This window comes from Gilvimarinus algae, from assembly GCF_030518215.1.
Classification (GTDB): domain Bacteria; phylum Pseudomonadota; class Gammaproteobacteria; order Pseudomonadales; family Cellvibrionaceae; genus Gilvimarinus; species Gilvimarinus algae.
In genome coordinates this window covers 1-13,779 of sequence record NZ_JAULRT010000059.1, presented here as the reverse complement: position 1 = coordinate 13,779, position 13,779 = coordinate 1, and the positions used below count along the sequence as shown (strand labels likewise).

Below are 13,779 nucleotides of genomic sequence, written 5' to 3'. Positions count from 1 at the left end.
GCTACTCAATGACGACCATTTGATCAATGTTTGCCAACCTCAGTAACGCATCTGCCGTTCCGTGGGCATTAATAATTTTTAGTGATTTCCCCGACTTGTTACATTTTTTCTGCAACATTATTATCATTCCTAGCGCGGAACTGTCTAAGTAGGCAACGCTCGCAAAGTCCAATACCAGAAGCTTGTAGCTATCGTTTTCCAGCCCAGCCTTGCTCTGCTCGCTAAAGCTCCCGTGAAAGCTAAAGTCAAATCGCCCGGGTAGCTTTACTTGAAAAGTACTCATGCTCTCACCTTAAAATAGCTCAACTTCGCCACGCCCCATAGATGTTGCGCTTACCGGGTTATGCCTATACTGCGAAATCGAATTCTCGGCGCTAACAACCGCCTTCTCGACAAGCTCGAGTGTGGAGCCTTCGATGGCCCCTCTTTCGGCTGATAGCGATTGCAAAACACTTACTAGAGGCTCCAGCAACCGCAATCGCTCCTGTTGATACTCAATGGCTTGCCGACTGATATCACCGAATTGCAACCCACGAACGGCAGTGTTGGATGCATCGACCAAGGAGGACGCAATTTCGTCAATTTGTACTGTTGTTACCTTGTCACTTTCAGCTTTTTTCGCAAGGTGATTGATGGCGGCCTCCACTTCTGATTTGGCTTTTAAGATATAGGTCATATCCGTGGCGGCGACACTGCCAATTTGTTTGTTAAGTGCCTTGATGGCGGCGTCAATCTGATTTAACTGCGACTGAATATCGTTACTGAACCCCGTGGAGCGATTTGACAGCGCGCGAACTTCATCCGCTACAACGGCAAAACCGCGCCCGGCCTCACCGGCTCTGGCCGCTTCTATAGCCGCATTTAACGCCAGTAGATTGGTTTGCTCAGCGATGGAGTCAATTTCCTTTAAGGCTTTCATCACCTGAGGCATTTTCTGATCAATGGCGCTGACCTTGTCCACCAGCTCCATGGTTTCGGTACTGATCGTCACTGTGGTTTTGACAAAGCTGTCTAGCATACCTGAGGTGTCGTGCGCAAATTGCTCCATACTCATTTGGGCATCGTCTTCCTCAAACGCGAGTATGTGGCCAATGTTCTCTTGCTGGCTGCGCAGCAGCGACTGAATATTGGAAAACGCACGCTCAAGCGTCTCGACGGCATCTTGCTGGACACCGTTCATATCCAAAAGCTGGGAATGAAGAAAGGTGTGCTCCCGCTCAAGCAACTGGCCTAGCTGCCCCATCAACTGTTTAAAGCGCTCCCGCTTCTCCTGCTGCTCGGCCTCCAGCATTGCTGAGCGGCTAGTGCCGGCGAGGCGAGCCATTTTGGCCGACCAGGTATGCAGAAAGGTCGTCGCCCCCAAGGCCAGAATCAACCCCACATAGGGATTCACCCAATAGGATGCTGACGCCGAAATCAACAAAATCAGCAGCAAAAGGGCTATAAATAATGGTGTGTAGGGCTTGAGGCTTGGGCTCATATCCATATTGCCGTAATGGTCTTGTACACCAAAAGCGTAGACCAGGTTTTACGTAATGCAAAACGCGCCACGACAAATAGGAAAAAGCAGAGCTGCCGGAAAAGTCAGATTGACGGAGAGCTTAGCCCTCCGCCCTAAGCGAGCACCTTTAGGCGGCCTAATCAGTCAGCCGGAGCGTAATCGCGCGGAGCGGCGATAAAGAAGGGGTTAAGCAAGCTCTCCTGAGCGTTGTACCTGAGCACCCGGTGATCGTCAGCGCTGACAATTTTACCGCCCGCGCCGTTTAGCACAGCGTGAGCAGCGGCGGTGTCCCACTCGCAGGTAGGCCCCAGTCTCGGATACAGATGAGCGCGGCCTTCGGCGATCAAACAGATCTTCAGTGAGCTTCCCATGGCGGTGATTTCGGGCTGATCGAACTGGCTGATGAAGGCGGAGAAAGCATCACTTTGGTGCGACCGGCTGCCAATGATGCACCAGCCATTTTTGCTCTTTGGCAAAACGGCCACACTTATGGCCTGCTCAACTCCGGCAGCTTGCTTAACGCTGCCGCCCACGGCCGTTCCGCCGAAGTAAGCCCAGCCAAGCGCCGGCGCCAAAACCACGCCCCATATGGGCTGCCCGTTTTTGACAAGGGCAATGTTTACCGTAAATTCACCGTTTTTTTTGATGAACTCCTTAGTGCCATCCAGTGGGTCGACCAGCCAGTATTCGCTCCAGTGACGTCGAGTCTCCCAGTCGATACCACCGCTTTCCTCGGACAAAATCGGTATATGAGGGGTCAGTGCTGAGAGGGATTGTTGAATGTGCTGGTGGGCCGCCAGATCCGCCTCAGTCAGCGGACTTCTATCGGCTTTTTCCTCAACGGCAAAGTCACGCTGATAGATATCCATGATTCGGTCGCCGGCCTGGCGTGCGACCTCAACGACCTCGCGGTGGGGAATAGTCTTATCACTCATTATAAGTCTCACGGTTCCTGTCAGTGCGACAGTGCGCCCAATATTACTTTCACGCTCTCTGCCACGGAGTTTTTGCTGGTATCGAGAACCACTTCAGGGTTCTCAGGTACTTCATAGGGGTCACTGATACCTGTGAACTGCTTGATCATTCCGGCGCGTGCTTTTTTATAGAGCCCCTTGGGGTCGCGGTTTTCGCAAACCGACAAGGGCGTGTCCAGATAAGCCTCGATAAACTGGCCGTGATCAAACACAGAGCGCACCATTTGCCGGTCGCGCTTGTAGGGTGAAATGAATGCGCAAATCACCACCAAACCGGCGTCCACCATTAACTTCGCTACTTCACCGACCCGGCGAATATTTTCCGCGCGGTCGGATTCGGTCATTCCAAGGTCCTTGTTCAAACCGTGACGCACATTATCGCCATCCAGCAGAAAGGACTTGATGCCATTGGCATGGAGCGTCGCATCCAGAGCATTTGCAATGGTCGACTTACCCGCACCGGACAAGCCAGTCAACCAGATACACCGCGGCGTCTGCTGCATAAGCTCCGCCCTGTCAGCGCTGCTGACCGTGCAGCGGTGCCACACCGCATTGGAAGGAAGGTCAATGTCTTTTAACTCGTAAGGGGATTTGCTCATTGCGTCTGTCTCCGTCTCAGCGGGCATTGTACCCTATGGGGCTGGCGAGTCTCCAAGCTCGCTGGCGGCGACCTGCCTGCGAAGCCACCACCAAGCCCACCCCCCCACAACCAGATTGGTCAGTGCTGTGGCGGCAAACAAACCGTCGAGCCCCCAGAACCACTGAAAGCCCCAGGCCAGAGGCAAAAACACCAGTAGCACCCGGCTGACGGACAACAACATGGCCGGTAATGGTCGTCCCAAGCCATTAAACGCCGCGTTCACTGACATTACCAGGCCATACGCACCATAGCTTAGGGGCACAATACTCAAGTAGCGGACCGCAACGGCGACCACCTCCGCATGCTCACTGAACACCCCGGCGATGGATTCAGCAAAGAGCCACATGATCAGCGTTAGAATGACACCGAATCCGAGGCAAAAGACAGCAATTACGCGCACCGCTTCGTGCAGGCGGGGGTATAAACAGGCGCTGTGGTTCTGACCAAAAAACGGGCCAATCACGCCTGAAAGCGCGTAGAAGGCGATCAAGGCGAGCGGCTCGATCCTCACGGCCACACCCAGCCCCGCCACCGCGTCATTGCCGTAGCTGGCAACCATCATGACCACGATGCCACTGGCCAGCGGAATAATCACATTGGACGCCATGGCGGGCAGGCCAACATGAACAATCGCCTGCCAAGAGCGCCAAATACGCCGCAGGGGCGCCAACGGGCTCACCAATAACCCGACCCTGGCTTTTAAAATATACAGAGCCACCAAGAGGGTAAGACCGCGGGTAATCAGCGTTGCCCAGGCGGCGCCAGCCAACCCCAACTCGGGCGCCCCCAGAAGGCCAAAAATCAGCACTGGATCGAGTAGAGCATTAAACACAGCCGCAACACTCATCAAAGTGCCCTGCACCTGGCTCATACCCATGGCCCTCAGGGACGCCAGCGCGACCATAGGCACCAGCAGACAAGGGGCACTGAAGTACCAAATGCTCATGTACTCGTGAATGAGCGGGATCAGCTCACGGGATGCCCCGAGCAGCGTAAACAAAGGGTCAATCGTGAACCAGCCGATCAGGCAAACGGTCACCGAGATCAACAGTGTCAGCGTCACCGAGTCGGTCGCCAGACGGCGAGCCCGTTGAGAGTCGCCGGCGCCAATGCCTCGCGCTACCGCTGAGGAAGTCCCCGCCCCCAGGCCAATACCAATGCTGGTTAACACCATAACCACAGGGAAAGTAAAACTCATGGCCGCAAGCGCTGTATTGCCAAGCTGCGCGACGAAGAAGGTGTCCACCACATTGAAGGACATGGTCGCCATCAGCCCCCACACCATGGGCAGCGCCAAAACTCGCAATTGGGCCGGCACGTGCCCTTCTGTCATTGTCGCCTGCATGGGAGGCATGAACACAACCTTTGTGCGGGTGGATGGCGCCATACGGCGGGGTCCGCATTATACCAGATGGGCCACTCGGGAGCGGACAGGGCTCAGCCCGGCAAATGCACCTGTGGGTGTGTCCTCTTGGAGCGCTAAACTTTATACTATCGCTTTACCCTTAACCGCCTATTCACTCAGTGGGCGCTTTACTCCCTGAGCAAGACCATGACAGACAAAGACAAGCTTTATATTTTTGATACCACTTTGCGCGACGGTGAGCAAAGCCCCGGCGCCTCTATGACCCGGGACGAGAAAATCCGCATCGCCAAGATGCTGGAGAAAATGCGGGTCGACATTATCGAGGCCGGCTTTGCCATTGCCAGCAAAGGGGATTTTGAGTCCATTCAAGCCATCGCCAAAGCCGTCAAAGACAGCACTATTTGTTCCCTGGCCCGAGCCGTTCCCGGCGACATAGAAAGAGCCGCCGAGGCGATCAAACCCGCTAACCGGGGTCGCATTCACACCTTTATCGCCACCAGCCCCATCCACATGCAGTACAAACTGAAGATGGAGCCCCCTAGAGTGCTGGAGCAGGCGGTAGCAGCGGTAAAGCTGGCGCGAAATTATACTGACGATGTGGAGTTCTCGCTGGAAGATGCCAGCCGCAGCGAGTTCGACTTCATGTGCAAAATCATTGAGGCCGTCATTGAGGCCGGTGCCGGTACCATCAACCTGCCTGACACCGTGGGCTACGGCGAACCCGGCGAGTACGGAGCTCTCTTCGGCCGGCTGATCAACGCTATTCCCAATGCCGACAGAGCTATTTTTTCGACGCACTGCCACAATGACCTGGGCCTTGCTGTGGCAAACTCACTGTCCGCGGTCATGCACGGCGCCCGTCAGGTGGAGTGCACCATTAACGGCCTGGGTGAGCGCGCCGGCAACGCGGCTCTGGAAGAAATTGTTATGGCAGTGAGCACGCGCCAGGACGTATTCCCGGTGCAAACGGGCATTGATGCCTCGCACATTGTCCCCACCTCGCGACTGGTCTCCAGCATCACCGGGTTTCCGGTGCAGCCCAATAAGGCTATTGTCGGGGCCAACGCCTTTGCTCACGAATCCGGCATTCACCAAGACGGCGTGCTCAAACACCGCGAGACCTACGAGATTATGCGCGCCGAGGATGTCGGCTGGCACACCAACAAGCTGGTGCTGGGTAAGCACTCCGGCAGAGCGGCGGTGAAGGCGCGGTTTGAAGCTCTGGGCATCACCTTCGACTCCCCAGAAAGTCTCAACGCTGCCTTCGAACGGTTTAAAGACCTCGCTGATAAAAAACATGAAATCTTCGACGAAGACCTGCAGGCGCTGGTCAGCGATGTGGTCGCGCACGAAGCTCCCGAAGTCTACGAGCTGGGCACCATGGAAATTCTATGTCGTACCGGACAGGCCCCCTCAGCCACGCTCGAGCTCGGCATCGACGGTCGCCGTCACACCTGCTCTGCGACGGGCAGTGGCCCGGTGGATGCAACCTATAAAGCCATCGAAAGCGCGGTTAATAGCGGCGCAACCCTGAAGCTCTATTCGGTCAATGCCATCACGCAGGGCACAGACTCTCAGGGCGATGTCACCGTGCGCCTGGAAAAAGACGGCCATATCGTCAACGGTGTGGGGGCGGATACCGACATAGTGGTTGCCTCTGCCAAAGCCTACCTGCATGCACTCAACCTACTCAGCGCACCCGGCCGTTCACATCCGCAGCGAGAGGGCATTTGAGCGCATGAATGAGCGCGCGCGTCAGAAATATCTGTCTGCTCTCGGAATCGACAGCTTCGTTCCGAGGGTGATCTTGCCGTGGGCCCCACAACCGAGGCTTTGCCCCCTACCCGAGATTATTGAAGAAGCTCATACCGCAAACCGCCCGCGCCTGAGCGACACGCCACTCGATAACGCCCCCGCGAAAAGGCACGTAAAGGCGGCCGGGGCCTCAGCATCGGTGGGTGATGTACTCGGCGATATGGGCATCCCCGCTTCGAGCAAACCGGTCAGAAAAGTCCCAGTGAGTCTTGCGGCGCCCAAGGCGCGTCAGGGAGTCACGCCCCTGCACCTGCATGTGTGGCGCACAGAATCCAACCTTCTGATACTGGATGAGCACAAACCGGGCTCTGCCCTACCGACAGAGACATTGTTATTCAACATTTTGCTTGCCTGCCGTTCGCAACAAAAGCCACTTGGGGCGGCAGAGCGGATGCGCTGCCCCCTCAACGACCAACTCGCACAGATCTACAGTCACGCAGACCTGCGCGAAGAGTTGCAGGCCTGGCTCGCTGAAGCACTGGCGCAACAGCCCGAGACTGAGCTTTGGCTGATGGGCGGGGAGCTCGCGCGTTGCTTCATCCCGCCAGATAACAATCCCTTGGAAGTCAGGTTCACCTGGCCCCAGCTCTCGCTCAGCGCCCACTCACCAGCAGTAAAAGCGCTGATCGCCCCGAGCCTGACGGACATGCTTGAGCAGCCAGCGCTAAAGCGGCCTATGTGGAAAGCACTCAATGGCCTTTAAACCCCTCAGGATCGAAGACCTGAGCGGCTATCTCCAAAGCACAGGGCCGTATGAGTTAGTGCCCCTAGAGGCAGAGCTTGTAGATAGCGTATGGGGCATTGAGCGCAGTGTTCAGTCACACCCCTGGAGTCGAGCGCTGTTTGAGGACTGTATCGGTAGCCGCCAGTCTTGCCTGGTGGTTAAGCACGGCGACGATATCGCCGGCTACTTGATTGTCTGCGCGGCGGCGGGCAATGCCGAGCTTCTCAACATCGCCATCAGCCCCGCCTTTCAACGCCGGGGCATAGCCCGAAGCGCCCTGGAACACTTAATTACCAAGCTAACCGGGATTGCCGATACCCTCTACCTCGAGGTGCGCGAATCCAATACCCGCGCCATCGCCCTCTACGATCATATCGGTTTCGTCGAGGTCGGCCTCAGGACAGGCTACTACCCGGCAAATGGCGGGCGGGAGGATGCGGTGATCATGGCCTACACTTTAGAGACAGAATAATTCGCAGGGTACAACTCGCTGCGACCAAATGTCGCATCTCGCGTCTGGGATATCCGATATAATCCGGGCTATGACCAGCCACATTACCACGCTCAAAGCACCTTCAGGCCATCTGCGCCAGCTCATTGTTATTCGCACGCTGCTGATTACAGCGCTGTCTGTAGGCGCCTGGCTCACAGACATGATTGCCAGCTACCCCCTTGCACCAGTCAGCGCCATCATTCTGGTACTGGTTATCGTCAACGGTCTGTCTGCATTGCGCCTGCGTTGGCCGCTGTCAGTCGGCAGCCAGGAGCTGGCCGCACAACTTTTGGTGGACATACTGGCTGTCGCGGCTATCGCCTATTTCACCGGCGGAGCTACCAACCCGTTTTTATCTTATACCCTGGTACCCGTCTGTATAGCCGCCGCCGTACTACCAGGCATTCATGCCTGGGGTTTGAGCCTGGTCGCCGTTTGCCTTTACGGCCTCTTGCTCATCTGGCACGAACCGCTCAACCTTCTGGCACCTCCCGCCCATGAGCACGCTCACCACAGCCCTGGGGTGAACCTGCATGTGCTCGGTATGTGGCTCAACTTTGCTCTAAGCACTACTTTGATCAGCTATTTTGTCGTGAAAATGGCGGCCGCCGTTCGTCAACAGCAAGATGAACTGAACGCTAGGCGCGAAGACGATCTGCGCGATGAACAATTACTCGCAGTAGCGACCCAGGCAGCCGGTACCGCCCACGAGCTGGGCACGCCGCTTTCCACCATAAAAGTACTGCTCACCGACCTGGCGCAGGACGCAAAGACGCGTGAACTCCTGGGTGATGATCTCACCCTGCTAAAGAATCAGGTAAACGAATGTGCGAGCATTTTACAGCGCCTGCGCCTACGCGCCGACATTGATCAGCTGACCCGGCCAGCACTGGTAGGGGCCAAAACCTACTGTGAACAACTGCTGGAGCGCTGGCAGCTGTTGCGCCCGGAGGCGCGCACACTGATTGAGCTGGACGATAAGCTGGCGCACCGTAAAGTACGCCTGCATCCAACTGTTGAACAAGCCATCATCAATGTATTGAATAACGCCGCCGATGCCAGTGAACAGCACTTACGGGTTAGGGTTTGCTGCGAAGGCAGTGAGCTGGTCTGGTTCATTGCCGATAGCGGCGCTGGGATTCCCCCAAGCACCTCGGCAGTCTTGGGGAAGCGACCGATTACCACCAAGCCTGACGGCTTGGGTATAGGTCTGTTTCTCACCCACGCCAGCATTCAGCGCTATGGTGGGAGGGTCAATATCGCCCCCGGTGAGCAAGGCGGTACCCTGACAACCATCGCCCTTCCTCTGGAGAGCAACGATGAGTAATTTTTTGATTGTGGATGACGACCTGACATTCTGTGAAATATTGCAGCGCTCATTAATACGCCGGGGCTTTACGGCGGATGTCGCCAACAACAGTTCTCAGGCCTACCAACAGGTGGAAAACAATCACTACGAAAAAGCCATTGTGGATCTTAAAATTGGCAGTGAGTCGGGTCTGAACGTCGTCGCCGAGTTGCTAGCGCGCCAGGCGGACCTTGAGGTGGTGGTGTTGACCGGTTACTCAAGCATCGCCACCGCTGTACAGGCCATCAAAGCAGGTGCGCGCAATTACCTGTGCAAACCGGCTGACGCCGACGAAATTCTCGCTGCTTTTGCCGAGGACAGGCCGCAGCCCATGGCGATACCGGATCAGCCGCTATCGGTAGATCGTATGGCTTGGGAGCATATTCAGAAAGTCCTGGCCGCGCACGATGGCAATATATCTGCCACGGCGCGGGCTCTCGGCATGCACAGGCGTACCCTGCAACGAAAACTAAACAAGCGCCCGGTGCGCCAGTGAACCGCGCACGAACGGGCTTTAGTCATTAACAGCCGTGGCCAGTTTGGGGGCCGTCACAAAGTTCAGATCTTCGAGAAACTGACTCTGCCAGGAGTGGATGTCGTGCTGCTCAAGAACATCCATCATTTTGCGCCAACGATCAATGCGCTCGTCCAAAGGCATGTTTAAGGCTTTCGCCAAGCCGCCTGTAATGGCCCCTACATCGTAAGGGTTCACAATCACTGCAGCGTCCAGCTCATCGGCTGCTCCGGCCATTTCAGAGAGCACCAACACACCCGGATTTTCAGGATTTTGCGCGGCGACATACTCCTTTGCCACCAAATTCATACCGTCTTTAAGCGGTGTGACTAGGCCCACGTTGGCAAGCCTGTACATTGCCAACACTGTACGCCGACGAAAGCCCCGGTTGAGATAACGCAATGGCATCCAGTCAAAGTCGGCGTAAGTGCCAATGATATGGCCGGCCTCGCGATCTATACGCTTTGCCAAATTTCCGTAAGCTTGAACATCACCGCGCGAGGTGGGTGAAATTTGCAGATAGACAACTTGACGAATGAACTCTTCGTAATGACCCAGTAAGCGATCATAGGCCTGAAACCGCTGCACTAACCCTTTGGAGTAATCCAGCCGGTCGACTCCGATAATCAGCTTCCTATCGTTCAGGCTACTGTAGAGTCGCTTGTACTCCTGAGTGTTTTCTCCGGCTTGGGCCACTCCAGCGAGCGCACTGGTCTCGACGCTGATTGGATACACTCTCGCCGTGCAGTGTCGATCACCGAGACGCAGGCGATCATTTTTCAGTATCTCACCGCCAAGGCCCTGAGATACGCCCATACAAAAACCCATATGATCGGCAATGGTCTGGAAACCAACCAGATCATAGTGCAAAAGCGCCTTTAGAATCTTCTGGTACCCAGGAACTGTACGAAGAAGATCGAGGGAGGGAAAGGGCGTGTGCAGAAAAAAACCAATTGCATTGCGAATACCGGCATCGCGCAGCATTTTCCCAAGCGGGATCAGGTGATAGTCATGAATCCATATGGTATCGCCAGGCTGGATAACGTTGAGCAGCTCGTCGGCAAATTTCCGGTTGGCCTGCAAATAGCCGCTTAAATCTGCGTCACTGTATTGCATCAACTCGGGGCGTTGGTGAAAGAGCGGCCAGAGCACGCTATTGGCGTAACCCTTATAATACTGGTTGTATTCCGACTGTTTGAGATTCACGGTGATGTATTCGATGTTGCCGCGCGTTTCTCGCTTAGGCGCTTCGCCTTTGTTATCGACTTTACCACTCCAACCAAACCATATGCCGCCGTCTTTTTCCATTGCCGCCATGACACCGACGGCCAGCCCACCCTCTGAGCCTTTGCTGGTGCCGTCACTTTTCGCCACCCTGTTTGACACGACAATTAATCGGCTCATAGTTCTTGCTCCCACTTCTTACTCAAAACACGTGCACTGTTGATAATACCCACCATGGAGTAGGTTTGCGGAAAATTGCCCCACAGCTCACCGGTTTTCGGGTCCAAGTCCTCAGACATCAGACCCAGATGATTGCGCTTTGCCAACAACTCTTCAAACAATTCCCGAGCCTCATCCGTCCGCCCAGCCGATGCCAGTGCGTCGATGTACCAGAAGGAACAAATCGTAAAGGCATTTTCCGGCGTGCCAAAATCATCTTCCACAACATAGCGGAACAAATATTTACTGCCCTCCGGCATCAACTTGTCCTCTATCTGGGCAATCGTGCCCAGGAAGCGGGGATCTTTACCATTCACAAAGCCCAGCTCACAGGCAAGCAGCAAGCTGGCATCCATGGTGTCGCCATCCCAAGTAGCGGTATAGGCGTTCAGCTCGGCGTTAAACCCTCGCTCTTCAATAGCCTCGCGAATGGTGTGGGATGCCTCATGCCAATAGTGGTAACGATCGGTTAGATTGAGCTTGCGGGCAATTTTTGCCAAGCGATCGGCCGCAGCCCAGCACATCATGCTGGAAAAAGTGTGAACATGCTGCGAGCCCCTCAACTCCCAAAGCCCCGCGTCTGGCTGATTGTAATAGGAGAAAGCCTTATCGCCGATGGTTTCCAGCAGCTCAAACAGTTCTTTGCTACCGGGGCGGCGTATGCGCTCATCAAAGAACATCTGCGTAGCGGACAGGACAATCGCTCCGTATACATCGTGCTGAATTTGCTCAGCGGCCTGGTTGCCAAAGCGCACTGGCCCCATACCGCGGTACCCTGGCAAGCTGTGGGCGATGCGCTCCGTCATCTGCTTGGTACCGTTTATGCAGAATACGGGTTGAAGGTGCTCCTCCTTCATATCGGCGACGATATTTACAAGATATTGTAAATATTGCTCCATAGTGCGCGTCGTCCCCAGACGATTGAGCGCATGGACGGTGAAATAACTGTCTCTCAGCCAGCAGAAACGGTAATCCCAGTTACGCTGGGTATCACTCGCTTCCGGGATAGACGTTGTCATGGCCGCAATAATCGCGCCGGTATCTTCATAAGCGCTGAGCTTCAAAGTGATCGCAGCACGAATCACTGCATCCTGCCACTCAAAGGGAATCGCAAGATAGCGTGACCATTCGAGCCAATAGGACTCCGTTTCGGCCAAGAACCGATCATTGAGCTGCTTTATTGGTTCTTTAATCGATTTGTCATCCCCAAAGACCAGGTGGTGTTCACCATCGAGGATAAACCAGGTTTCGTCCATCACGGCGGTCACGGACAACCCGGTCGTGAGGCGCAACGCCTTATCACTGCCAATGTAGCGAATATGATTGCTGCCCTGAATTTTGTTATAGCCTTGAGCGCCATCGTCACAAGCCGGGCGAGCACGCACACGTATTTTGGGCGATCCAATGGGCTTGAGCTTCCGATTGAGCATCATTGGCCGAAACATCCGGCCGTATTGGGTAAAACGGGGGACAAAGTCAGTGACGACCACACCGTTGCCACGGTCGTCATAGAGTGTCGTCTTCAAAATGGCTGTATTTTTTTCGTAGTGCTGCTCGCTGTGGCTAAACCCATCCAAATCAATGGCAAAGGTCCCCATCAGAGTTTCAGGACCATCTGTTTTCAGTAGCGAGCAAAATACAGGTTCCCCATCAAATCGCGGTAAGCAGCACCAAACAACTTCCGCTTTCTTATCGACCAGAGCACCGATAACGCAGTTACCGATCAGCGCCAGTTCCAAATTGCGTTCTTTCATTCAATTGCCTCAACTTATCCAGTTGTAACTGCAAAAATGCAAGAACCTCGCCAGTGTCTGTAAAACGCACCCCTGCACAGGTATCCCCCTCACCCACCTTGATGGACACCCCCCCATGATCATTGACCCAGGCGAATGCGTCCTCATCGGTGGTATCGTCACCAATATAGACGGGTTGCCGACCCGCGAAGGGTTCTCTGCTCATAAACTGTGCAATGGCGCCCCCTTTATCAACACCCACCGGCTGAATTTCCCGCACACAGTTGCCGCGGATCACGCGAACGTCCGTACGCGCTCCCAGCATCAGCTCATCGTCAATCAGTGCATCCAGTATAGACTTTTTGTCTTCCTGGCCGCGGTAGTGCAACGCCACAGCATGCCCTTTATCTTCGGCGATCAAGCTCTGAAGCTCGGCGAACTCTAACAACCTGGACTTGATATTATTGAATTCTCCAAAGGCTATATCCGCGTGGTTCAATGGCCCGTCCCGGTAGCGCCACTCAGCGCCATGACTTCCGGCCATTGTCAGAGGCAGTTTTACCAACTCACTAAGAGAACCTATAGACCGCCCAGAGACTAGGGCAAGTGCACCTTCAAGCTGCAAGGCCAACTCTCCCAGTAGCCGCCTCAACTCGTGCGACACCACGACGCCCTCAGGTGTAGAGGCAAAATCGACCAGGGTGCCGTCAAAGTCCAAAAATAATGCTAATTTTTCTGGATTGCTGATGTGCATAGGGAAAATAGTCTCCTGCCATTTGAGCATTAACTATAACAGGAGCTCACCAATGACGAAAATTCACGAATTGCGCAGAGCCTTTTAAATAAATAAGGCCATCCTATTTAGGATAGCCTTATTTATTTAAAAGCTTGACCGAGGTCTGCGGAACAAATTGGGATAGCCGTAGGCTACTCGACCAATCCTTCAGGAAAAGGTTGGCGCAGCTTCGCGCTCCGTAGGGTCAAGAGTAGGACGCCCCTGATACACGGTTAACTACATGGATGTGGCGTAGTAGAACTACGCAGGAGCGGTTATCTGTCATCGGCAAGCCCCCCCTAGCGTGGACAATAACCCACAAGAAAAACGCCCTGCAGGACTAATCGGCCGGGAGCCGATTAGCGCAGCGGTAGCTGACCGAAGGCCGAGCTCAGGGATGAGCGAGTAATTACCTACAGGGCGTTTCAATTAGAAGCTTGACCAATGTGCTGG

General features: G+C 54.9%; 13 protein-coding genes. 5 read left to right on the top strand and 8 right to left on the bottom strand.

All coding sequences use genetic code 11. From position 1 onward, the window contains the following. Position 1 precedes the first annotated feature (1 nt). From QWI16_RS11385 to QWI16_RS11365, 5 genes are all read right to left on the bottom strand, one after another. On the bottom strand, positions 2-283 hold the full coding sequence (locus QWI16_RS11385; RefSeq protein WP_302713249.1) for an STAS domain-containing protein: 282 nt from the start codon (positions 281-283) through the stop codon (positions 2-4). A gap of 9 nt (positions 284-292) precedes the next feature. After that, the gene (locus QWI16_RS11380) at positions 293-970 is read right to left on the bottom strand and encodes a methyl-accepting chemotaxis protein (RefSeq protein WP_302713642.1); all 678 of its coding nucleotides are present in this window, start codon (positions 968-970) and stop codon (positions 293-295) included. A gap of 671 nt (positions 971-1,641) precedes the next feature. Next, on the bottom strand, positions 1,642-2,436 hold the full coding sequence (cysQ, locus tag QWI16_RS11375) for a 3'(2'),5'-bisphosphate nucleotidase CysQ (RefSeq protein ID WP_302713248.1): 795 nt from the start codon (positions 2,434-2,436) through the stop codon (positions 1,642-1,644). Between the two features lie 20 nt (positions 2,437-2,456). Next, complete coding sequence (gene cysC / locus QWI16_RS11370; RefSeq protein WP_302713247.1) at positions 2,457-3,074, bottom strand: adenylyl-sulfate kinase; 618 nt, start codon at positions 3,072-3,074, stop codon at positions 2,457-2,459. Between the two features lie 33 nt (positions 3,075-3,107). Then, positions 3,108-4,448 (bottom strand): MATE family efflux transporter, encoded by a 1,341-nt coding sequence (locus QWI16_RS11365; protein ID WP_302713246.1) that lies wholly within the window; start codon positions 4,446-4,448, stop codon positions 3,108-3,110. Between the two features lie 219 nt (positions 4,449-4,667). Between QWI16_RS11365 and QWI16_RS11360 the strand changes: the two genes are divergently transcribed. The 5 genes from QWI16_RS11360 (at position 4,668) to QWI16_RS11340 (ending at position 9,357) form a co-directional block, all read left to right on the top strand. Beyond that, the gene (locus tag QWI16_RS11360) at positions 4,668-6,215 is read left to right on the top strand and encodes a 2-isopropylmalate synthase (protein ID WP_302713245.1); all 1,548 of its coding nucleotides are present in this window, start codon (positions 4,668-4,670) and stop codon (positions 6,213-6,215) included. A gap of 4 nt (positions 6,216-6,219) precedes the next feature. Beyond that, on the top strand, positions 6,220-6,999 hold the full coding sequence (locus tag QWI16_RS11355; RefSeq protein WP_302713244.1) for a hypothetical protein: 780 nt from the start codon (positions 6,220-6,222) through the stop codon (positions 6,997-6,999). Next, the gene (gene rimI / locus QWI16_RS11350; RefSeq protein ID WP_302713242.1) at positions 6,989-7,492 is read left to right on the top strand and encodes a ribosomal protein S18-alanine N-acetyltransferase; all 504 of its coding nucleotides are present in this window, start codon (positions 6,989-6,991) and stop codon (positions 7,490-7,492) included. Before QWI16_RS11355 ends, rimI begins: the two co-directional genes overlap by 11 nt. A 70-nt stretch (positions 7,493-7,562) precedes the next feature. After that, positions 7,563-8,840, top strand: a complete 1,278-nt coding sequence (locus tag QWI16_RS11345; protein WP_302713240.1) for an ATP-binding protein — start codon at positions 7,563-7,565, stop codon at positions 8,838-8,840. Further along, positions 8,833-9,357, top strand: a complete 525-nt coding sequence (locus QWI16_RS11340) for a response regulator transcription factor (protein WP_302713238.1) — start codon at positions 8,833-8,835, stop codon at positions 9,355-9,357. Before QWI16_RS11345 ends, QWI16_RS11340 begins: the two co-directional genes overlap by 8 nt. Before the next feature lie 18 nt (positions 9,358-9,375). Here the strand turns inward: QWI16_RS11340 and QWI16_RS11335 are convergent, their stop codons facing one another. From QWI16_RS11335 to otsB, 3 genes are read right to left on the bottom strand one after another with little or no spacing between them, the layout of a single operon-like run. Beyond that, entirely contained in the window at positions 9,376-10,779 is a 1,404-nt protein-coding gene (locus QWI16_RS11335; protein ID WP_302713237.1) for an alpha,alpha-trehalose-phosphate synthase (UDP-forming), read from the bottom strand. Then, positions 10,776-12,572: a glycoside hydrolase family 15 protein gene (locus QWI16_RS11330; RefSeq protein WP_302713236.1), complete on the bottom strand. Its 1,797-nt coding sequence runs from the start codon at positions 12,570-12,572 to the stop codon at positions 10,776-10,778. The genes QWI16_RS11335 and QWI16_RS11330 overlap by 4 nt, the downstream gene beginning before the upstream one ends. Then, entirely contained in the window at positions 12,535-13,305 is a 771-nt protein-coding gene (otsB, locus tag QWI16_RS11325; RefSeq protein ID WP_302713234.1) for a trehalose-phosphatase, read from the bottom strand. Before otsB ends, QWI16_RS11330 begins: the two co-directional genes overlap by 38 nt. Between the last annotated feature and the right edge of the window lie 474 nt (positions 13,306-13,779).

Bases quoted from the DNA above. Each gene is read 5' to 3' on its own strand.
- QWI16_RS11385 (WP_302713249.1), bottom strand. From the start codon at position 283: ATGAGTACTTTTCAAGTAAAGCTACCCGGGCGATTTGACTTTAGCTTT.
- QWI16_RS11380 (WP_302713642.1), bottom strand. From the start codon at position 970: ATGGAGCTGGTGGACAAGGTCAGCGCCATTGATCAGAAAATGCCTCAG.
- cysQ (WP_302713248.1), bottom strand. From the start codon at position 2,436: ATGAGTGATAAGACTATTCCCCACCGCGAGGTCGTTGAGGTCGCACGC.
- cysC (WP_302713247.1), bottom strand. From the start codon at position 3,074: ATGAGCAAATCCCCTTACGAGTTAAAAGACATTGACCTTCCTTCCAAT.
- QWI16_RS11365 (WP_302713246.1), bottom strand. From the start codon at position 4,448: ATGACAGAAGGGCACGTGCCGGCCCAATTGCGAGTTTTGGCGCTGCCC.
- QWI16_RS11360 (WP_302713245.1), top strand. From the start codon at position 4,668: ATGACAGACAAAGACAAGCTTTATATTTTTGATACCACTTTGCGCGAC.
- QWI16_RS11355 (WP_302713244.1), top strand. From the start codon at position 6,220: ATGAATGAGCGCGCGCGTCAGAAATATCTGTCTGCTCTCGGAATCGAC.
- rimI (WP_302713242.1), top strand. From the start codon at position 6,989: ATGGCCTTTAAACCCCTCAGGATCGAAGACCTGAGCGGCTATCTCCAA.
- QWI16_RS11345 (WP_302713240.1), top strand. From the start codon at position 7,563: ATGACCAGCCACATTACCACGCTCAAAGCACCTTCAGGCCATCTGCGC.
- QWI16_RS11340 (WP_302713238.1), top strand. From the start codon at position 8,833: ATGAGTAATTTTTTGATTGTGGATGACGACCTGACATTCTGTGAAATA.
- QWI16_RS11335 (WP_302713237.1), bottom strand. From the start codon at position 10,779: ATGAGCCGATTAATTGTCGTGTCAAACAGGGTGGCGAAAAGTGACGGC.
- QWI16_RS11330 (WP_302713236.1), bottom strand. From the start codon at position 12,572: ATGAAAGAACGCAATTTGGAACTGGCGCTGATCGGTAACTGCGTTATC.
- otsB (WP_302713234.1), bottom strand. From the start codon at position 13,305: ATGCACATCAGCAATCCAGAAAAATTAGCATTATTTTTGGACTTTGAC.